Raw genomic sequence first — 20436 nt, 5'->3', positions numbered from 1 at the left:
TTTTTAGACTGCACAACTATTTATTTAACGCCTGTAACCGGTCTTCAGCTATTTTCCAAAAATTCATTTTTGAGAGGGGGGCATAAAATAATTTGCAAAAACTTTTTTATTTTCTTCTTCATGTTCTTCAATCATATGGCACTCAGGACAAAGCAATCTTAAATTGTTTTCTTCAAGCTTGAGTGTTGGGTTGTTCTTTACCTTAACGATATGATGTACCTGCGCCAGCTTACCAAAGACAAAGCGTCCACATCGCTGACAACAACCACGTTCCCTCTCGTATACTTTTTTTCTTGTGGCTTTCCAAATGCTAGAGTTATAGAAAGGTTTATTGCTCGAATCATATTCAACCTTGCTAGGTTTCTTTGGCTTATCTCGCTTGTGCTCTTCGCAATACTTACCCCTCTCTATCTTGTTTCTGCATCCATTGAAATCACAGTATTTCATTTTAATACTTCCAATCGTTTACTGTGAGTGTATAAATAGTTATGCCAAATAAACGAATGGTCGTTACCGTATTCCCAGGTTCTTTATAAACAGTTTTCTTAATCATTCGATTCACCTGTGATTCGTTCAATCACTAATTCTTTCTTAGTCATTGATTTAGGAATATCAATTCCATGTTGCTCAGCAAATTCTTTTAGTTCCTTTACTTGCATTGAATCAAAATCAATACCTTCAAACTTATTTAATTTAATATTCTTTGTTACTGTTTGATCTTCACCTTCTGCAAAATCCTCACCAACAATTACAATTCGTTTGGCTTCAGTATCCCAATACTCAGTACCATTTGAAGTCTTTCGAAATTCTTTTAGCATTTTATTTTCCTCCCATTTACACTCTCACTTTTATTATCGCAATGATGAAAAGCACTAACCAAACAATGAATAGTATTAAGTAAATACCAACTGCAATTAACTCTGGCAACAGCACTATCCACCAAGACCATGTGACCGTATCAGTTAATTTCAAAACGACAAATATAATTGTTAATAACTCAGTAACTCCCATTACTTTTCCTCCTCATAAATTAAGATTATTCAAAACCACAATCATTTTTATGAACTTGAATAATCCACTCCACTCTAAATTTAGAAACCAAAGCTACAGACTGCCGTGTCTATGCCTGTAGCCCGATTTCAAGGAGGAGTTTTCATGAGTGTAAGATTTTACCCTTACACTTATAGTGGGCAACCGAACGAATATGGCGTGTGAGTGTAACATATCTAATATTCTGTTACTTTTAGAAAATGGCTTTGAATAGCATTAAAACAATAACTATAAATATTTTTATATTTGAATGTAACTAATACTTTTTTGAATGCCTATTCAAATGCATAAAAATAGCCATGAACATGCTCTGTTAAGCTATTTCATGGCATATAAAAAAACGAACCTCAATAGAGATTCGCCATATTATTGTCTAATTGGTCTTGTACAATGCCTATGTAGCGCAAAGTTGTTGCTTCTTCTGCATGATTGAATAGAACCATTAAATCACCTACAGAATGATATTTCTTGTAATAGTGATAACCAAAAGTTTTTCTCATACTATGTGTTCCAATCTTTTCACGATATCCAATTGCTCTTGCTGCCTTATTAATATTAGTCCAAGCTGTTTTTCGTGTAATTGACCTTTGTTTTCCTGTTTTTGTTTTTTCTCTGGAAGCAATCAGAAATTCATTGTCCTTTTTGCCTTTAATGAACTGATCTAACTCTTTTCGTAGCTTTGGTGGAATGATAACTCGTTTATATTTATTTGTCTTTTGTTCAAATATTTTTAAGTGTGTTTGTTTACGAACATCTTTCACTTTCAGTTTTAAAATATCTGAAATTCTGATACCTACATGAATGCCAATCATCCACATGATATAGTCTCGCTCATTATGTTCTTTTAAATAATTTGTTAGTTCTTCAAGTTGTTCTTTGTCTCGAATAGGCTCTACAAATCTCATACAATCACCCAACCTTCTGCTATGATTTTAGATTTGCACCTTTCCAAAGTACTTTGTACAGTTGATTTTGGTATATGCAATATTTCACCAATTTGTCTATGACTAAAACTATTTGCAGCAAGATTAAAAATTTCTCTTTCTTTAGCCGTAAGAACTTTAGATATTTCTTTTGCTAATAGACGTTTTACTTCTTCATCATCTTCATTCTCTGTATATTCAAAAGGTAGTCTTTGCATTTTGTCGCTGTTCATTGTAATCACTTCGTTACTTACTGGTATTTCTCGTTCATATGCTGCACGTCTATCAATGGAGCGACCTTTAAATCTACCTGATTGCATTACTTCTATGGAGTAACTCAAACTACTGATCATTTGTCTTATTGTCGATAAATCTTCTAATAGTTTTTCTTTCAATGATTCATCATCACATGTATTCATTCGTTCCAGTGTATTTTTATAAACTTTTCTTGTATATTTTCGTGTAGCTTTATATTCTTCAATCAACTCTTTCATTTTGTTTCCTCCTTTGACAAAATAAAAAGAGCGCTAAATAAACGCAGGTATCTCCTGTGTTTATCTAACGCTCCTGGTTGTTCCAGTAAGCTTATTAAATTATGAATAGTTTATCATATTTGTTTAATTCCACATAGTTTTATGATGAATTAAATCTACGAATTGTTCAGTTACTTAAAACGATGAATTTGTGCTGTTTCTTCTGAACCTTTTAACAAATGATATAGATAATCACATGTCTCATCGTCTCGTGTTTCATTCATAATGAAGTTGATACCATTGTATAACCGTTCAATTTCTTTTATTAGATCATCTACGTCTTGACGTGAATGAGCAATGAAATCACTATCACCATATGTTGAAATCCCCTCATCATCTACTACTCTTATCAAGTTTGGATTGTCAGAAAGTATAACTGAACCGATTTCAAATATTTCATGCCAAGGTCCTGGTGTCGCTTTAGATACACGATCTTTAATAGACTTTAACTCCAATTTAGGCACATTATTACCTCCCTTATTTCACAATTTTCTCCTGTTGTTTCACTCCATCTACGTTATGTGTAATTAATCTCCTTGTATCTCATGGATATTTTCAAGAAACATGCTTGTAATTTCATGTACATTACTCGATAATTCTCCATATTCCGCTAATTCCAATACACTTAATTGCTCCTGTCTGAACCTTTCTGTATCAATCCCTTTGCCTTCTAACCACTGTTCGATTTCATAGGCTAGATTCTTTGATTCTTGAGCGTTTTTATCTATTTTTATTAACTTATTGATAATGTGTTTAGGAATTTTCATAGTATCCCTCCCTATGTCGCTTAATTCTTCAACTGCATACCATCTACGTACTACGGTATCTTAATTTTTGCCCACAAAATGAGCAATACTTACCATTTACACTTGATTTACATGTAGGACAAGCTTGACTTGATATACCTTCAATTTTTATAACTCGTTGTGGTATTTGTTTTCTTACAGCTTCTCCTGCAATGATGAACGCTTCTCTTTGATTTTCTGTCCAATTCGCCCATGCTAATCCTGCTTGTATAATCTCAACTACTTCTTTGCTTTCCATGCATTGATTCTCCTTTCTTTATGTCTCTAAATCATTCTATTACGTAATTTTTCACTTCTTACTTTAAAACTTCTTAGTATATTTAATCTCACTATGAGTAGGTTTTCCGTTTTGCCAACATATTTCTTGCTTACCATATCCAAGTGGAGGATTTTCTATAGGTATAAGCCTTCCACCTGAAACTACGTATACTGCATTTTCATGTAAATCAATTTCTGCTATCATTTTACGTTCTAAAGTTTTATTCAAAAGGCTTCCCCCTATGCTATAATTAATTGTCTAGATTAATTGAGCATTGGAGGAAACTCTGATGTTTTTTTATTTTCTTCTATTCCTTCTTCAAGAGTATTAATAATAAATTTTAATACTTCCTCTTTTTCATGAAATAGCTCATGACATAGATCCGTACATTCCACCTCGATAAACCTATCTGACATTCTAACTTCAAATGAATTTGTAGTAATATTTTGACCAGGTTGCAACCTTGCAAGTTGTTGTCTCACAATTTCTAAATCATCCTGTTCTTTGAATACATCAAAGATATCCAATTGCTGCATATCTCTACACCTCTAATTTTATTTTCTTTTCCCAGGCTTTTGTACCTTTCATCGCTCCCTTTCGAACGTTTATTTTTTTTCGTAAAAATCTGTCTTCTGCAAGTAGTTCAATTTCTACTTTCTTTCGTTGTAGTTTAAAAGCAATTTCTGAAATTGAACAACCCTCTTTCCACATATGATCAAAATTTTGTACCTGGCGTTGTGTAAAATCTAGATTAATGTTTAATTTTTCATCATCAAACAAAATGTAATAAGGCTGTCTAGATGGCATTCATCTTCCCCCTCGTACAATTATTTTCAAATTCCATTAATACTTGATAAACTCCACCAAAGCATTGAAAGAATTTAATATCGCTGATTTGTCTCCAACCACGCAGTTCTTCTTGTTCAATACGTTTTTTGATAGCGAACAGTGTATTACATTTAACTATTTTTCTGTTTTTATTGTTCATGAAATGCACCTTTCTACGTATTTCCTACTATGCGATCATATTCTTCTGCTAATCTTTCATCCGAATATTTCTCGTAAGTAGCACGTGGATATTTTCCGAATATAGCTAAAGCATCTATCATTGCAAGACGATCTTCTTTACTAAGCATCTGAATGTTATTCAACGTTTTACCTCCATTACTTGAACATTTTTTACGTGTTTGAACTACTTCATAAAGACCAACCAGTGTGTTTTGCTGCGCTTGTTTCCGAATAACGGATTTTGTCCAAAACACTTTAAAACTTCTGATAGTTTAATTTGATCTTCATTCCACTTAAAAATTAATGTTCCATTTGGCTTTAACACTCTCATGCACTCCTCAAATCCTTTGGACAAATCTTCGCGCCAATTTTCATCGAGTTTTCCATACTTTTTGGCCAACCAAGATTCTTCACCAGCTTTAAGCAAATGTGGTGGATCAAATACAACTAAATAAAACGAGTTGTTTTCAAATGGCATATCTCTAAAATCTGCCACTACATCTGGTGCAACAATTAGCTTTCTACCATCGCATAACTCGGTTTTTAATTCTCGTTTATCCATGAATATTACATCTTCATTTTCCTTATCAAACCAAAACATTCGACTGCCGCAACACGCATCTAAGACCCTAACCAAATTCATTCCTCCTTGCTTCGCTAAATTTTTTTGATTTATCCAATTCAAATAGACAAATTAATAATAAAAAAGCTAAATTAAACGAAATTCAGGCATCTAAGCACGGCTAAAAAACGCTTGAAATCGGCATTTAAATGCTCTAAAATGTACTTTATAACTTAATACGGAGGTGGATAAAATGAAATGGAGAAGAAAAATTTCTTTTCGCGTGATTTTTAAAATCACCTTCACTATTAAGATTCAAATTTGTATATCTTTAAATCTTAATTAGTGATGTAAGATCACAATAGCAACGCTAACTGTTGGTATTGTGGTTGAAAGGAAATATTAATTAATATTAGAAACTCCATTTTCATTTTCTTCACCTTAATTCTTCTAATGTCTATCAATAAACCTCACCATCTAAGCAATAGTGAAACCATTCACCATTTTGAAAATACACATTGAAACATTGCTTTTGAAAATCTCGTTCCACTCTGATAATGTTTTCAAATACATATTGCTGACGGTCTTTTGTACCGTACTTTTTTTGATGCTTTGCATTTAATTTTTCAAGCATTTCAATTTCATGCGCTACTAGATTTGGTTGACGATTACCGATTTTAAAGGGGTGAGTTGTCATGATGCAGCCACTTCTCTATTTTTCAAATAAGTGATTTCATAACCGTCAAAATCGTTATAAAGAGATCCAGGAGTTACAAACTTGCCAAACATCTCACTTACATCTTGTTCGCTATAGCAAACTGTTTTTGCAACTAGGTCATCATTCTTTTTCCAAAAGATAACTGCGTATGCTTTTGTTGGTCCAAATCCTATGAATGTTGGTTTCATTTTTCCACTCATTAGTTAGCCTCCTTAAAAAGCAATTCCTCAAGCTGATTATTTTCGTATTCGCTTTCGCGGTCTCTCATAGATTCTTCTGGCATATAGACTTCGATGCATAATTTTTTCAATCTACTACTTACTCGACCATCTGAATACATATCTGACATCTCTTCTATCGTTTTATTCGATGTTACGATAGTTGGAAGTTTATGTTCTACACGATAATCAAAGATGCTGTATAGTAGCTCACCAATAAAGTCTGTTGGCTTTTCGACTGCAATATCATCAATTATCAATACTGGTGATTGTTGAAATTCTTTAATAATTTCAAGTTCACCTACTCCTGAATCTTTGTTATAAGTTTTACGGACCTCTTTAGAAACGTTAGTAGCTTTTACAACTAAAACTGATTCACCATTATCTATAAGTTCATTTGCAATTGTTACTGATAGCCTTGTTTTACCTGAACCTTTAGTCTCGCTATAGATATAAAGGCCTTTTCCACTCTGTCTCATGACATTAAAATTGCTTACATAATTTATTGCTGCAGTCTTTGCGATAGTTGCAATTTCTTTATTCTCACCTGCGTATTTGGTACTAAAATTTTGAAACCTTGCATTAGCAAATAATTTAGGGATTCCAGCTGTTGCAAGATTACGTTTATGTTCTACTTGTTTCTGCCGTTGCTCATAACACTTACAAGGCTCTTTCCATTCGAACTTTTTATCAGACTTATAAACTATTTCATCATCCAACTTTCCGTTCTTTTGGATTTCTGTAGCTGCACTCCAATCTTTAAACCATAAAAATCCTGAACCATCGCAATTATGAAAAGGACACTCATCAGAAGGTTTATTGATTTGCTCAATTGGATTCTCCGCGTAATAGTTTTGCACGTCTTTCATTCGCTTCTTGAATTCTGGATTCTTTTCCATCATTTGTTGAAGTGTTGCACTTAAAGCTTCCATCTCTTCCACCTACCTTTTCATTCAAATAAGATTCAAACTTTGTACCAAAGAGTGTTTCTGGGCGAAGGTACTTTGAGAATTGTTGATCATGAAGCCATTCTTTTGTTTTCTTATCAATCACTGTTTTAAAGTCTTCTGTTGTGAAGCCTTCGTTAAATCGTGATTTAATAAGTTGCTGAGTTCTTTTTGTTGTATGTCGATAATTTGTACCAGCCATTTTATTTAGATATAGAACAATAGATTGATAAGGAAGAGAGGTGTCGGCGGGCTTGCCCGGCTTAATAACTTCTTCTTCTTTTTCTTCTTCTTTTTCTTCTTCTTTTTCTTCTTCTTTTTCTTGTCCACTTATCGTTGACGTAACGTTAGACGTATCGTTGTACGTATCGAATATTTGTTTTATACTCTCATTTGTTACTTCTTCCCCAACCCATTTAATTAACGAAGTATCTTTTATCTGTTTTAATTCAGAAATAACAGAATCTAAGATAGGTTTTCCGCCACGTGCTAGATTATATTTGCCCCAGTTTTTTATTGCTATTTCCCTAGTTTCTGAATTGTATCGTATCAATTTGTGATAATCTAAAAAACGTTGCATTAAAGCATTTATAGATTCATTTGAATGCCCTAAATCAAATGCCATTTGTTTTTTCGTAATTTGATAAATTCCAATTTGTGATGTACATTCATTAGTCAACAAGTATAAAAAGAAATACTTATCTTCTGGTGTCATTTCTTCTACAACACGTGGATCATTCCAAAATGATGTATGTACCAATCTGAATTTCGCCATTATAAATCTCTCCCCCAAAATTATTTTGATGGTTCTCACCCATCATGAAGCGTACAAAACTGTGTCTCGAATCCAGTTTTGAGTATATTTTTGTATAAATACTATTTGTACGCTTCATGATAGGAACCAAATTGCTCCTATCTGTGATATAATAAATCCATAGATATTTTACTTACTGATTAACTTCCGACAAGTTAGTCAGTTTTTTTATGGCCATAATACGATACTTCCTAGTATTATCATTGTTAGAATTCCTCCATAAAACCAAATCCCATCAGATATAGAAATGACTTCTTCATTGAAGAAAAACATATTTAACTTGCTCATCTCATACCCCCGATATAGCCTTGACTTTCCAAATCAAGATAATGGTCTGTCCAAAGATCCTTATAACTAATACCAGCTTCTGAGCAGAGAACAGCAGTTAGTTGTAAAATTGCTGTTGAAGCCTCAACAAGTTCTTCTAATGAAGTCCTAAGTTTTTGAATCTCAAAAGGTTGAAAATTCTTTAAAGGTTTTGATAAACATGTATCCTTAAGGCTAGAAATTGCCTCTTCCAATTCTTCTAACGTCTTTTCTTTTACTGCTGATCTGTGTAGGTCTACGTTCGGTCCATCTAGATAAACTGGACCAGTACCGAAAAATTCAGATTGTAATCGCATATTGAATTCCGGATTATCCAATTCTTCTGAAATCTTTTTTAAAACTGTGATTGGTACATCGATACGCCCTGTCTCATATCGAGATAACGTTTCCCTTGAAACTCCAATTTTTTCTGCAAACTGTTCCTGTGTTTTCTCCCCACGCAGTTCGCGTATTAAAAATTGCATATTACTCATATAAATTCCCCCTATTTGTCACAATGGAATGTCTTCGTGTACTAAAGTTGCACACCGTTTTTTGCCATATTTGATAGAATTAAATTAAGAATAGTTTTCAATTTTTGTAGTGTTCTCTTCTATCCATTTAAAAACTGCATCTCTTGGGTATCTTGCAGACACTGCAGTTAGTCTCGGAAATGATGGATCACGAGTCAACTTATCGACTGTTGGAATTTCAATTGATAGAATTTCTTTCAAATGTTCACGTTTTAACACTGGCGGATAAGTGAAACGTTTTTTGCCATCTTCAATTCCTTTTTCATAAGCTTGTTGTATCAAAATTTCGAATTTATGAAGCACATATTGCTCGTCTAATTCTTGTAACAATATTGGAGTATGCATTGCGCACCAACCTTTCTGTTAAAAATAATTGAATTTTATTAAAGGCTTTCCTCCTCATTTGTCGAATATTGACAATGTGAGGAGGTGAGACTATGAAAATTGATGGATTCGACGAACTTTCAGCTGAATTAAACAATCTTCAAAAAAATGCAGAAGAACTAAGTGGAACAAATGAAATTCCTCTTGAAGGTCTTTTGACAGATGAATTTCTTACACAAAATTCAACATTTACTTCTTATGATCAATTTATTAAAGGTGAAATTTTCACTAAATATGCTTCTTTAGAGGAAATTCCTGATTCTGAAATTGATCAATATATTACTTCCAATTCGCAATATGCTTCATGGGAAGATTTTTTAGGTAATGCAACTGAAGAATTTGTTGCAAAAAGTTTAGGATTTTAGATTACTAACCTTAATTTGAAAGTTCTTTATTTGCTCCAATTGGTCGGTAGCCTTTTGGAGCAATTCTTGTAGTTCATTTATGTTTGTGATTTCGACCTTGACTGTAATATTTTTTAAATCCATTTATTTCACCTCCTATACCGCAATGCCTTGCAATAATTTATTGATAAAATACACTTGGCCTTTGCCAGTTACCTTGGTTGTACGAGTAACACGAATACTACCATCAGGATTATTGAAAGTTCGCTCCGTTACTTCAAACCAACCACGCTCCATTGAGTACTGTGTAGGTTCGTTATAATGAGCGCCTTTCTTACCTAAATACCCATTGTCTCGAAGCCATTCGAACAAGCGATTTTGTCCAATCTTTACCCCATTTTGTGTAATAATTTTGGCGAGTTGGCCAATTAAGATAGATGTTTCACTAGCTTCAACTGCACTGGCAAACAATACTTTTGGTTTTTGTTTTTCTACTTGCGCTTCGGCTGCCATTCGTTTTGCCTGTTCTTCTTTTAGTTGAGTGGCAATTTTGATAATAGTGTCTGGATCCGAAAGCACTTTTTCAATGGTGTCCGGTGTCATGTAGGTGCCATGCTTTCTGATGGATGGTAGCACTTCATCAAATACCCAACTTTCAAAACGCTCAGCGCTTGGAAGTTTGGAATGTGTGATTAGTCGGTAAAGATTGCCTTCTGAGATAAATTTCATACTTTGCTTTCTTCCCAGTGAATCGATGACCTCGTGAAACACGACCCCATCTTTTTTACAGTGTCGAAGAATTGCATCTGAAGGATTGGAATACCCTAACATCTTTGCTACTACTTTTGCTGTGAAATGTTCTTTGCCATTTTTAATAAGTACAGGTAACTCTCCGAACATCGAATGTTTAAATACTTCAATCGTTCCAGGTAAATTTACTTGTTCAATTTTTTGCATTTGTAATACCTCCTTAAATTTGAATTCATTTTAACAAAATTGTATTTTTACATTTTTGTATGTTTATTCAATTTTTAATTTGTATCATTTTTTATGAAACACATTTCAACTAGATATAATTAATTATTTTTCATATCAGTTTGTATATATTTATATGAAAAATGGGAAATTTTCTCGTAGTTCATGTCAAGTGTTTTTTTATTAATCTGGAAATAATTCAAAGAAATTGGTTTTTAAAATTTTTTCCAATTGCATTGATAGATCAACATTGGGATTCATTCTTCCAGATTCCAAACGACTGATTGTTTGCGCTGAACATCCAATCAAATCACCCAATTGTTTTTGAGTTAATCCCCTCTTTTTTCTTTCAAGGATTAATCTCTCACGCTTTGGACCTTTTATATTTTTGAATTCTTCGGATGGACACAATTGCTTACTTTTCTTTTTTCTTTTAGGTTTCGTCATGCTCCAAGCCATACATATCACCTCCTTACGATTACCTTTCTGGTAATTTTCATTTTAAAAAAAGACTCTCTATCGGAACACCTAATGTCATAGCTACTAAAGCAATATCTTCAGCACTCATTTTTCGAATGCCTTTTTCTTTGTAGTAGTATCCTTGATATCCTACATACCCTAATAATTTTGACATTTGTTCAACAGAGATATTCTTTTCTTCCCTTAGTTGCTTTATATAAAGCAAATTAACTTTTGGGGTATTCAAAAATAATGCACCACCTATCAATTACCTTTTTGGTAACTTTATAGTCATACTATATCATTACCTTTTTGGTAAAGTCAACATTTTTATTACCGTTTTGTCAATTTAATTTCTTACCATTGCGGTAAATGATAATATTAATTAATATAATGGTTATATAAGGGGGGTTCTAATGAGCTCTTTAGGAACACGAATTAAACAATTGCGTGAACGATATAACATTAGTCAAAAAGATTTTGCCCAAAAAATTAACGTATCAAATGTAGTATTATCACGTTATGAGTCAGATGAACGAAAACCAGATTATGACACTCTCGAGAAAATTGCTGACTATTTTGAAGTATCAGTGGATTATTTACTTGGACGTTCGAGTACTCAAAATAAATCAACAAATGAAAATGAAGAATTCCAAGTATTTGCTAATGATCCATCACTGCAAAAATGGTACAAGGAATTACCAAAGTCGAAGGAAGAAGATTTACGCAAGTTACGCAAGATGTGGGAAATTTTAAAGGATAATGGCGAGTTATAGTTTATAAGCAAATTAATATGATATAGCCCAATAATGGGTACTTCATATTAATTTATGTAAAGGGACACAGAAATTGTGTCCTTAATTTTTAATATAAATTGTAAATTTTTATCATTTTTAGAAGTGATAATTAATATTAAGGAGAATAATATCAATGCAAATTACCTATGATGATGTTTCCAAGAGATTCAAAGAATGTAAGGTCACAGGTCTTTTGGGGATGAAGCAAGAAATGAAAGAACTTGCAAAGTTGCTTTATCCTAATGAAATTATTAACTATGCTATTTGTGGCCCCATCAATAAATTAAATTACTTAATTACAAGTACAGATAAGCGCTTAATTTTTATCCATAGAGGTTTTTTAAAATCTGATGTTTTTTACTATCCATTAAGTGAAATTATATTTCCAGTAGTTGATTCAGGTTTACTTCTTGCTAAAATCTCCTTTACGCATAAAGGAAAAAGGATTGAAATAAAAAATATAAATAAGGTTTCTGCTGAAATATTTGTCGAAAGTTTAATTCAAAAAACACTTACAGAACAACCAGTTACAGAAGTAGAAATAAGCCATAAAACAATTTCAAGAAAAACAATAACCTTTAATGTTGCTGGGGTTACAAAAGAAAATGATCAAGGAAAAGATATTCAAAAATTACTACAACAAGAAGGGAAACAATATTGTAAAGAGAATGAAATAGATTTATATAACGGTTTAACTAACAAAGAAATTATTGAATTCGGTGATGGAACGTCAGAGTTTGAAGATCTCTATCTATCTGATGAAGAAGTAATTTTCATTCCTGAACCTACAAATCCATATGATGAAAATGCTATCAAAGTTTTTTTAAAATATGGTGAAAATGAATCTCCTACACATATAGGTTATGTTCCAATAAATAAAACAAAAGAACTACAACTCATTCTAGATACAAAAAATGTCTCACTTATTGATGCACATTATGTTGGAGGGAAAATCAAAGAATTAGAATATGACTATGAAACGGATAAAGATAAAGTTGTTGTTAAAGAATTAACTTTAGGAATTGAGATTTCGATTACCTATACAAATTAAGAAAATAATTTTTAAGATGGTGTGTCTTCTACTCACTCTGCTTATCAAGCAAAATGGACAGGGACAAAGACGGATGCATGCGAACGTTAATAATTTTGAAGATTAAATTTAATATCTTTATATAATACTGAGGTGTTCAAAAATGTCTAATAATAATTTTGAAAATGATAAACCTTTCAATTTAGGAAATGGCTCTAATGAAGATCCAATTTTGATAGGTAAAAGGCAATTTTACTTTGCAAAAATTAATATTCACGGAAATATATTTAAACCAAATTTAGAAGAGTTAATTGAAACAGAAATACCAAGAGTAATTAAATCAGCAACTGATATTAAAATGAAAAAAAGAACTCTTTCTTTCACTGACATTAATGAGGATAAAATAAATAATAGAAGTATTATTTTAGGAAATGTTACAACATCAAAATTTGAGAATTTACGAGTAAAAGATGGTCAACAAACATACTTTTCAAAACCAAATAAAGAACTTGCAAGTTCATCAATGTTTATCTATGATTTAGAAAAAGAAATTATTGCATTTGAATCTACTGGAAAAATTAATTTAGATCAATTCATCAAATTTTTCACACAGTTGCTTAGCCAAGACGAAATCGTTGGAGAAGTGGTAATTAAAGTTTTTCCCGAAGAATATCATATAATAAAAGAATTACAAGAAATAGAAAAAATAAAAAGCATTAAATTTAATCTTATCCATCCAAATCCAAGATCAAAACACTATAATATGTATGAAAAGATGGTTACTGATACAGGTGCAAAAAAAGTTGACATTACTCTTAGAGACGAAAGAGAAGGATTAGACGTTCTAATTGAAGGTAGTGAAATTAAAACTCAAACTGTTAGTGATGGTGTTGCTATGGTAGAATCAGGATATGGTGATTTAGAAATTCATGGAGAAAATTACACTTTTGTTCCTTCAGGGAAAAAAAGAAAAACCAAAAAAAGAATCACCCAGAAAAAATCATTCAACTCAAAAAAATCAAAAAAACATCTAACTTTTACTAATGAGAAACAAGGAAAAATCGTTTCTAAAGTAGTGCAATACATAGCTGACAAATTTGAATAAAGGGAGGGAGATTTATGCTATCATTCAATAAATTAAAACAATCAACGATTAAATTTTATACTTCGAAATATTCTGAGTTTATTTCGAGTAGCTTTATTGTTCCATTTATTTTTTTAAGTCTCCTGTATTTTTTTGAACTCAGAAAACTTTCATTAGAGGATATTGATAATTTTTATACAACATACATCACCACGATTTTTGGTTCATCTGCATCCATATTTGGAATTTCATTAGCAGCACTTTCAATTTTTATCTCGGTGATTTATAAACCAGCAATACCAAAAATGCAAGAAGCTAATCTACTAGAAATTTTTTTATTTCCTTTTTTTATTACAGTTTTAATGTGGGGAATCGTACTAGGTCTTAGTCTTGTTGTTTTTTTAAGAGATGTCTCTAATCTGATCAATTTTATTGTTTCATACCGAGGAATATATCTTGCTATTACATTATATATAATTTGTACTTCTATTCTATATACTATTTTCTTATCAAAACATGTAATAAAAACAACTTTAATTTCTTTTAAGGGAAACTAACTCCACTTTCAATTAGTGGGGTTTTGTTTTATACTAAAAAGAACATATGTTTGTATTGGAGATGAACATTTTGACTCACCTAGAAGACTACATTCAACATTTTTATAATCAATTAGATATACACTCCCCGACTCAACTAAATATAGATGAAATAGCACAAAGATTAGGTATCAGCATTTTTTACTGGAATGAAGGCAGCCAAGCTCTTTTTATAAATAATAGTTCTTTTATCTTTTTAAATAATATGATGCTACCTAATTTCAAATGGCAAGAATTTTGTCATGAGCTAGGACATGTTCTATTACATGCAGGAGATCAAATACGCCTCCCTTATTCATTTGTTGAATATCAGGAGTTCAAGGCTAATAACTTTGCCTTACATGCAGCTGCACCAACATTTATGATTGATGAACTTGATTTACCTAATACATATCAAGAAGCTGTACGTCTTTTACAAGACACATTTCATATAAGCCTTACATTTGCTTGTAAGCGGTTAGATCATTACATCAATAATCACTTATCATTACCTTCACAAATACCCTGGTAAATGTGAAAAGGTTGCACACCAATTACTGATGCTAGATGCTACGATTTATGTAGTTAGAATAAGGATAAAAAAGGAGGATATATATGGCATCATTCTCAAAATATAAAACTACTGAAGGCGAGTTTTGGATGATTCGTATAACACTAACGGATCCAGTAACTAGAGAAAAAAGAAAAACTTCTCGTAGGGGATTTAAAAAGCTTAGCGAAGCTAAATTAGCAGCAAAGCAATTAGAGGCTCAAGAAGCAAGACTAGGCAAAAATATGAAATCTCACTATTTTTATAAAGATATCTTTTTAGAATTTGAAGAAGAATATTCGAAGCACTTAAAGCCATCAACCATTTATCGTAAATCTGTTGATTTCAAAAAATGGATTCTTCCCACATTCGGTAATAAACGATTAAAAGATATTACAAAGAGAGACTGTCAAAAATACATTGATTTTATGTCAACTCAACTAAAATCATACAAACCACTTGTGATTCAAGCTCGAAATGTATTCGATTTCGCAGTACGGAATGATTATATTGAATCATCCCCTTTTAATAATACTGTATATCCTAAGACTACAATCTTTGAAGAGGATGAAAAACTAGAAAAATTCTGGAATAAAGAACAGTCACTGTACTTCTTAGAAAAGCTAAAGGAAACTGACACATTAAAGAGATATGCTCTGTTCCGTACATTACTATTGACAGGTATGCGTAAGGGAGAATTACTAGCTTTGCAGGAAAGTGATTTGCACGATAAAACACATACAATTAGCATTACAAAAACGCTTTTTTATGATGAAGATGGCAACTTCCAATTACTGAAACCAAAGACTTCCTCTTCAGTTCGTGATATTCACTTAGATCCAGAAACCTTTGAAATACTAAAAAATCTTATTAGACAAAATAAAAAGCTTCGCCTTATGTCAGGAGAAAAGCTAAAATATAATTTCATTTTTATAAAAGAGACATCTTTTGAACCTTTTCGTAATTCTTACGTTAACGAAGTCTTAAACAAGCTTTGCAAGCGTTTTGACCTACCTCGTATAACTGTCCATGGTTTACGTCACTCTTGTGCATCACTCTTATTTGCTGCAGGTGTGGATATTAAAGTGGTTCAAAAACTATTAGGACATGCTCATATCGAAACAACCATGAACATCTATACTCATGTGACTACTGAGACAATTGAAAAAACGACCGATTTGCTCATAGATTACTTAAATGAGCCAACAAAAAAAAGCTCCGGGAGTCATATGGGAGTCACGGAGCTTAAAAAACAAAAAAACCACCCTAATTAAAGGGTGGTCTGAGTGTAAGCGATAGGTTCTATAAAGTTCTATAAAGCCCGTCAGATTAAGCTTCTAGCAATAAATCTTCTGGGTTTTCAAGTAAATCTTTAACCATTTTTAAGAATCCAACTGATTCTTTACCGTTGATGATGCGGTGGTCATAAGATAATGCTACATACATCATTGGACGGATTTGGATTTCATCGCCAACTGCGATTGGGCGTTTCACGATGTTGTGCATGCCAAGGATAGCAGCTTGGTCACCGTTGATGATTGGTGTAGACATTAATGAACCGAATACACCACCGTTTGTAATAGTGAAAGAACCGCCTTCAAGATCTTGAAGTGATAATTTTTTGTTACGAGCTTTAGTTGCTAAATCAGCAATTGAAGCTTCGATTTCAGCAAAGTTTTTGCGATCAGTGTCACGAACGTTTGGTACAACTAATCCGTCTGGAGTAGCTACTGCAACACCGATATCAAAGAATTTGTTGTAGTGAATTTCATCACCAACAATTTTAGCGTTAACTGCTGGGTATTTTTTAAGTGCAGCAGTTACAGCTTTTGTAAAGAATGACATGAAGCCTAGACGAGTACCATCATGTGCTTCTTGGAATGCTTCTTTTTTACGTTTACGAAGTGCCATAACGTTAGTCATGTCAATTTCGTTGAAAGTAGTTAGCATTGCAGTATTTTGAGATACTTCAAGTAAACGTTTTGCAGCAGTTTGTTGACGACGAGTCATTTTCACTACTTCTACACGTGATTCATCTACAGCTTTTGCAACTGGTGCTGGAGCAGCTTTTGGAGCTGCTGGTTGAGCAGCAGGAGCCGCTGGAGCTGCGTTATATGCAGCAACGTCTTGAACACGTACACGACCTTGTGGGTCTACTGGTGAAACTGCAGCTAAATCGATGCCTTTTTCACGAGCTAATTTACGAGCTGCTGGACTAGCAATTACTCGTTCTGTAGAAGAAGTTTCTTCTACTACTGGAGCTGCAGCAGGTTTTACTTCTGCTTTTGGTGCTTCTTGTTTTGGAGCTTCAGCTTTTGGTGCTTCTTTTGGAGCTGGAGCTGCAGCAACTGCGCCTTCTTGAACTCGTGCGATTACAGCACCTACTTCTACTACTTCGCCTTCTTGAGCTAAAATTTCTGTAAGAACACCAGCTTCTTCAGAAATGATTTCAGCGTTTACTTTATCAGTTTCTAATTCTACGATGAATTCGCCTTTTTCTACAGGGTCACCTACTTGTTTAACCCAACGTACGATTTCACCTTCTGTAATTGATTCTGCTAATTCTGGAACGATAATGTCTGCCACTTTATTTTCCTCCTTTAGTAGTTTGCACTATTTACGAGCTACTGCATTTTCGATGACGATTGCTTGTGCTTCTTTATAAGAATCTGCATCGCCTTCAGCAGGGCTTGAATGTTCTGGACGTCCAATATATACAACTTCTTGATCTTCCTTAGCTAAATCACGTAGGAATGGATCTGCGAAGAACCAAGATCCCATGTTTTTAGGTTCTTCTTGTGCCCATGCAAGTGTTTTAACATTAGGGAATTTTGCAAGGATTTCAGCAATTTCTTCTTTAGGGAATGGATATAGTTGTTCAACACGTACTAAGTGTAGGTGTTCAAAACCTTCTCCGTTGCCCACTTTTTCTGCGATATCGATTGCCATTTTCCCTGATGCAAATACGATTTTTTCAACTTTATCAGCATTTTGACCAGTTGTTGGATGTTCAATCACTGTACGATAATGACCAGTTGTTAACTCTTCAACATCAGCTGCTACGATTTGGTTACGTAGAAGTGATTTTGGTGACATCATAACTAATGGACGAACTGCTTCTGTACCAAGAGTTGCTGCATGATGACGTAATAAGTGGAAGTAGTTAGCTGCACTTGAAAGCATTACAACTGTCCAGTTATTTTCTGCTGATAATTGTAAGAAACGTTCTAGACGAGCGCTTGTATGTTCTGAACCTTGACCTTCAGCAGAGTGTGGTAATGATAAAACAACACCTGATTTAACGCCCCATTTAGAACGTGTTCCTGAGATGAAGTTATCGAACATTACTTGTGCCATATTCGCAAAGTCACCATATTGAGCTTCCCAAATAGTTAGCGCATTTTCGTTTTCTAAGTTATAACCGTATTCATAACCTACGATTGAAGCTTCAGATAATGGACTGTTGATTGGTGCGAAAGATGCTTTTGAACCAGAAATGTTGTGCAATGGAACAATTTCTTTACCATCTTTTTCATCATGAAGAACAAGGTGGCGTTGAGAGAATGTACCACGTTGAGCATCTTGACCTGTGATACGTACTGGATGACCATCTTGTAGGATTGTACCAAATGCAAGAGTTTCAGCATGACCCCAGTCAATTTTACCTTTACCTTCAAATGGATCACGACGACGGTTTAAGATTTTGTTTAGTTTTCTAAATACATTGAAGTCTTCTGGGAATGTTAGAAGTTCTTCATTCATTTTTTCTAAACGTTCGCGATCAACTGCTGTTTCAACTTCTTCTGTAAAACCATTTTTCACAGCTTCAGGCATTTCGTGGCTTGTAACTTTCCCTTTACCAACTTCTTTAACATGGTCAAGAGCAGCTTGTAATTCTGCCTTGATGTCGGCTTGTAGTTTAGTTACATCTGCTTCAGTTACAACACCTTCAGAAACTAATTCTTTACCGTATAAAGCACGTACTGTGTCATGATTGTGTACAATGTTATACATTTCTGGGTTTGTAATCATTGGTTCATCCATTTCGTTATGACCATAACGACGGTAACCGATTAAATCGATTAAAATATCTTTACCAAATTTTGCACGGTATTCTACTGCAAAACGTGCTACTTGAACAACTTCTTCTGGAGAATCCGCATTTACGTGAATTACTGGTACTTCATAACCTTTCGCTGGGTCTGAAGAATAAACAGTAGAACGTGAATCGAAGCGTTCAGTAGTAAATCCAATCATGTTATTCGCAATAATATGGATTGAACCACCAGTATTGAAACCTTTAGTACGAGAGTAGTTCAAAGTTTCAGTTACGATACCTTGACCAGCAAATGCTGCATCACCATGAACCAAGATTGCTAATGATTTTGAAGGATCTTGAACAGGAAGACCTGGTTTAGATGTATCATCTTGAGCTGCACGAGCTTGACCAGTAACAACTGGACTAACTACTTCTAAGTGTGATGGGTTATAAGCTAATTTAATAGTAGTACCATTTGGTGCTTTATATGTTGCTCCAAGGTGGTATTTTGCATCATTTGACCAACCTTTTGTAGCGATTAATGAACCGTCTTTCGGTACGAATAATTCACTAGGTACATGAGCAAAGTCAGCTAACATCATTTCATATGGTTTATGCACATTATGAGTTAGTACGTTTAAACGACCACGGTGTGCCATACCAATCATAATATCTTTTGAACCTTTGTCTTCAGAACGACGGATAATTTCATCGATTAAAACAACTAATGCATCAACGCCTTCAATTGAGAAACGTTTAACACCAACAAAAGTTTTATGCATGAATTGTTCGAAACCTTCAACTTTGTTTAACAAAGAAAGAATTTCTTTTTTGTCATCAGCAGAAAGTTTTCCGTTAAGTGTACCGTTTTCAATTTTAGATTGAATCCATTGTCTTTCTTCTTTACCTACTACATGATTAAATTCATAAGCAATTTTGCTTGTATAAATTTCTTTCAGGTAATTTATGGCATCTAATCCATTGTGAACGTTTACAGGAATTTCGTTTAATAATACTGATGCAGGAATATTCGCTAAATCCCCATCAGTTAGTCCATAAGTTGCCGCTTCAATACGAGTAGTATCTTTTGTTTGGTTATTTAATGGATAAATATCAGCAGCTAAATGACCATGTGCGCGAATCGCATCAGCGTATTTTACTGCAGCTAAAACTTTCTCAATATTACCTGGAGCGACATTTGTAGTTGTTTCAATTGTTTCTACTACAGGTGCGCCATATTGTTCAAAAAGTGCCACAAGTTCTGCATCTACTTCTTCAGGAGATGTTAAGTATAAATCATACATATCCATCACATAGCCAAGGTTTGGACCTGAAAATGCAGACCATGGTGAGCTTGCAAGTGAAACGTTGTTTGACATGAGAATTACCTCCAAGTTTTTTGCCAAGTGGCAGTTCCATTAATTAAAAGAATAATTCTGAAATCCACTATATATTTTACAATTCTTCCTGCTGAAGATACACGTATGTAATGTTACATGCTGGGAAGAACATTTTTCCTTTC

At 33.4% G+C, this 20436-nt stretch carries 32 protein-coding genes; 7 read left to right on the top strand and 25 right to left on the bottom strand.

What is annotated here, in order from left to right:
• Positions 1–63 precede the first annotated feature (63 nt).
• From D1606_RS08095 to D1606_RS08005, 20 genes are all read right to left on the bottom strand, one after another.
• The gene (locus D1606_RS08095) at positions 64–447 is read right to left on the bottom strand and encodes an HNH endonuclease (protein ID WP_119415500.1); all 384 of its coding nucleotides are present in this window, start codon (positions 445–447) and stop codon (positions 64–66) included.
• 98 nt (positions 448–545) lie between these two features.
• The gene (locus tag D1606_RS08090) at positions 546–818 is read right to left on the bottom strand and encodes a hypothetical protein (protein ID WP_119415499.1); all 273 of its coding nucleotides are present in this window, start codon (positions 816–818) and stop codon (positions 546–548) included.
• Between the two features lie 16 nt (positions 819–834).
• Entirely contained in the window at positions 835–1011 is a 177-nt protein-coding gene (locus D1606_RS08085; RefSeq protein ID WP_119415498.1) for a transmembrane Fragile-X-F protein, read from the bottom strand.
• A gap of 386 nt (positions 1012–1397) precedes the next feature.
• Positions 1398–1955 carry a tyrosine-type recombinase/integrase gene (locus D1606_RS08080; RefSeq protein WP_119415497.1) on the bottom strand — a complete coding sequence of 186 codons (558 nt, stop codon included), beginning with the start codon at positions 1953–1955 and terminating at the stop codon, positions 1398–1400.
• On the bottom strand, positions 1952–2467 hold the full coding sequence (locus D1606_RS08075) for a sigma factor-like helix-turn-helix DNA-binding protein (RefSeq protein WP_119415496.1): 516 nt from the start codon (positions 2465–2467) through the stop codon (positions 1952–1954). The genes D1606_RS08080 and D1606_RS08075 overlap by 4 nt, the downstream gene beginning before the upstream one ends.
• Before the next feature lie 170 nt (positions 2468–2637).
• A complete protein-coding gene (locus D1606_RS08070) occupies positions 2638–2970 on the bottom strand; it encodes a hypothetical protein (RefSeq protein WP_119415495.1) in 333 nt (110 codons plus the stop codon).
• Positions 2971–3033: 63 nt separating this feature from the next.
• Positions 3034–3273 (bottom strand): hypothetical protein, encoded by a 240-nt coding sequence (locus tag D1606_RS08065; RefSeq protein ID WP_119415494.1) that lies wholly within the window; start codon positions 3271–3273, stop codon positions 3034–3036.
• Positions 3274–3316: 43 nt separating this feature from the next.
• Positions 3317–3550, bottom strand: coding sequence for a hypothetical protein (locus D1606_RS08060; protein WP_119415493.1), 234 nt, complete (start codon positions 3548–3550; stop codon positions 3317–3319).
• A 63-nt stretch (positions 3551–3613) separates the two neighbouring features.
• Positions 3614–3799, bottom strand: coding sequence for a DUF3954 domain-containing protein (locus D1606_RS08055; RefSeq protein WP_233548051.1), 186 nt, complete (start codon positions 3797–3799; stop codon positions 3614–3616).
• 35 nt (positions 3800–3834) lie between these two features.
• A complete protein-coding gene (locus D1606_RS08050; RefSeq protein WP_119415492.1) occupies positions 3835–4107 on the bottom strand; it encodes a hypothetical protein in 273 nt (90 codons plus the stop codon).
• Between the two features lie 4 nt (positions 4108–4111).
• Positions 4112–4378 carry a hypothetical protein gene (locus D1606_RS08045; RefSeq protein ID WP_119415491.1) on the bottom strand — a complete coding sequence of 89 codons (267 nt, stop codon included), beginning with the start codon at positions 4376–4378 and terminating at the stop codon, positions 4112–4114.
• Positions 4368–4559 (bottom strand): hypothetical protein, encoded by a 192-nt coding sequence (locus tag D1606_RS08040; protein ID WP_119415490.1) that lies wholly within the window; start codon positions 4557–4559, stop codon positions 4368–4370. The genes D1606_RS08045 and D1606_RS08040 overlap by 11 nt, the downstream gene beginning before the upstream one ends.
• A 13-nt stretch (positions 4560–4572) precedes the next feature.
• A complete protein-coding gene (locus D1606_RS18730; protein WP_158582341.1) occupies positions 4573–4722 on the bottom strand; it encodes a hypothetical protein in 150 nt (49 codons plus the stop codon).
• A 41-nt stretch (positions 4723–4763) separates the two neighbouring features.
• Entirely contained in the window at positions 4764–5222 is a 459-nt protein-coding gene (locus tag D1606_RS08035) for a class I SAM-dependent methyltransferase (protein ID WP_119415489.1), read from the bottom strand.
• A gap of 379 nt (positions 5223–5601) precedes the next feature.
• The gene (locus D1606_RS08030) at positions 5602–5838 is read right to left on the bottom strand and encodes a hypothetical protein (protein ID WP_119415488.1); all 237 of its coding nucleotides are present in this window, start codon (positions 5836–5838) and stop codon (positions 5602–5604) included.
• Positions 5835–6059: a hypothetical protein gene (locus D1606_RS08025; protein ID WP_119415487.1), complete on the bottom strand. Its 225-nt coding sequence runs from the start codon at positions 6057–6059 to the stop codon at positions 5835–5837. Before D1606_RS08025 ends, D1606_RS08030 begins: the two co-directional genes overlap by 4 nt.
• A complete protein-coding gene (locus tag D1606_RS08020; protein ID WP_119415486.1) occupies positions 6059–7009 on the bottom strand; it encodes an ATP-binding protein in 951 nt (316 codons plus the stop codon). Before D1606_RS08020 ends, D1606_RS08025 begins: the two co-directional genes overlap by 1 nt.
• Positions 6906–7799, bottom strand: coding sequence for a conserved phage C-terminal domain-containing protein (locus D1606_RS08015; RefSeq protein WP_119415485.1), 894 nt, complete (start codon positions 7797–7799; stop codon positions 6906–6908). Before D1606_RS08015 ends, D1606_RS08020 begins: the two co-directional genes overlap by 104 nt.
• 323 nt (positions 7800–8122) lie before the next feature.
• Positions 8123–8638: a helix-turn-helix domain-containing protein gene (locus D1606_RS08010; RefSeq protein WP_119415484.1), complete on the bottom strand. Its 516-nt coding sequence runs from the start codon at positions 8636–8638 to the stop codon at positions 8123–8125.
• 84 nt (positions 8639–8722) lie between these two features.
• Positions 8723–9022, bottom strand: coding sequence for a hypothetical protein (locus tag D1606_RS08005; protein ID WP_119415483.1), 300 nt, complete (start codon positions 9020–9022; stop codon positions 8723–8725).
• Between the two features lie 92 nt (positions 9023–9114).
• Here D1606_RS08005 and D1606_RS08000 point away from each other — a divergent pair, with 92 nt between their 5' ends.
• A complete protein-coding gene (locus D1606_RS08000) occupies positions 9115–9426 on the top strand; it encodes a hypothetical protein (protein WP_119415482.1) in 312 nt (103 codons plus the stop codon).
• A 135-nt stretch (positions 9427–9561) separates the two neighbouring features.
• Here D1606_RS08000 and D1606_RS07995 read toward each other — a convergent pair whose 3' ends face one another.
• The 3 genes from D1606_RS07995 to D1606_RS07985 all read right to left on the bottom strand — a co-directional run bounded on the left by D1606_RS07995 (position 9562) and on the right by D1606_RS07985 (position 11086).
• Entirely contained in the window at positions 9562–10362 is an 801-nt protein-coding gene (locus D1606_RS07995; RefSeq protein WP_119415481.1) for a phage antirepressor KilAC domain-containing protein, read from the bottom strand.
• A gap of 201 nt (positions 10363–10563) precedes the next feature.
• Positions 10564–10839, bottom strand: a complete 276-nt coding sequence (locus tag D1606_RS07990) for a helix-turn-helix transcriptional regulator (RefSeq protein ID WP_119415480.1) — start codon at positions 10837–10839, stop codon at positions 10564–10566.
• A gap of 37 nt (positions 10840–10876) precedes the next feature.
• Positions 10877–11086, bottom strand: a complete 210-nt coding sequence (locus D1606_RS07985; RefSeq protein WP_233548050.1) for a helix-turn-helix domain-containing protein — start codon at positions 11084–11086, stop codon at positions 10877–10879.
• A 169-nt stretch (positions 11087–11255) separates the two neighbouring features.
• On the opposite strand from D1606_RS07985, the gene D1606_RS07980 reads away from it, so the two are divergent.
• The 6 genes from D1606_RS07980 to D1606_RS07955 all read left to right on the top strand — a co-directional run bounded on the left by D1606_RS07980 (position 11256) and on the right by D1606_RS07955 (position 16149).
• A complete protein-coding gene (locus D1606_RS07980; RefSeq protein WP_119415479.1) occupies positions 11256–11615 on the top strand; it encodes a helix-turn-helix domain-containing protein in 360 nt (119 codons plus the stop codon).
• A 154-nt stretch (positions 11616–11769) separates the two neighbouring features.
• The gene (locus D1606_RS07975; protein WP_119415478.1) at positions 11770–12687 is read left to right on the top strand and encodes a PH domain-containing protein; all 918 of its coding nucleotides are present in this window, start codon (positions 11770–11772) and stop codon (positions 12685–12687) included.
• Positions 12688–12829: 142 nt separating this feature from the next.
• Entirely contained in the window at positions 12830–13771 is a 942-nt protein-coding gene (locus D1606_RS07970; protein WP_119415477.1) for a DUF4747 family protein, read from the top strand.
• 14 nt (positions 13772–13785) lie between these two features.
• Positions 13786–14307, top strand: coding sequence for a hypothetical protein (locus tag D1606_RS07965; RefSeq protein ID WP_119415476.1), 522 nt, complete (start codon positions 13786–13788; stop codon positions 14305–14307).
• Positions 14308–14377: 70 nt separating this feature from the next.
• Positions 14378–14857 carry an ImmA/IrrE family metallo-endopeptidase gene (locus tag D1606_RS07960; RefSeq protein ID WP_158582340.1) on the top strand — a complete coding sequence of 160 codons (480 nt, stop codon included), beginning with the start codon at positions 14378–14380 and terminating at the stop codon, positions 14855–14857.
• An 83-nt stretch (positions 14858–14940) separates the two neighbouring features.
• Positions 14941–16149: a tyrosine-type recombinase/integrase gene (locus D1606_RS07955; RefSeq protein ID WP_119415474.1), complete on the top strand. Its 1209-nt coding sequence runs from the start codon at positions 14941–14943 to the stop codon at positions 16147–16149.
• Between the two features lie 55 nt (positions 16150–16204).
• Here D1606_RS07955 and odhB read toward each other — a convergent pair whose 3' ends face one another.
• Both odhB and D1606_RS07945 read right to left on the bottom strand, forming a co-directional pair.
• Positions 16205–17461 carry a 2-oxoglutarate dehydrogenase complex dihydrolipoyllysine-residue succinyltransferase gene (odhB, locus tag D1606_RS07950; RefSeq protein WP_119415473.1) on the bottom strand — a complete coding sequence of 419 codons (1257 nt, stop codon included), beginning with the start codon at positions 17459–17461 and terminating at the stop codon, positions 16205–16207.
• Between the two features lie 27 nt (positions 17462–17488).
• The gene (locus D1606_RS07945) at positions 17489–20293 is read right to left on the bottom strand and encodes a 2-oxoglutarate dehydrogenase E1 component (protein ID WP_119415472.1); all 2805 of its coding nucleotides are present in this window, start codon (positions 20291–20293) and stop codon (positions 17489–17491) included.
• Positions 20294–20436 lie beyond the last annotated feature (143 nt).

This window comes from Rummeliibacillus sp. POC4, assembly GCF_003576525.1.
GTDB lineage: Bacteria > Bacillota > Bacilli > Bacillales_A > Planococcaceae > Rummeliibacillus.
This window is presented reverse-complemented; position numbering and strand designations above follow the sequence as displayed.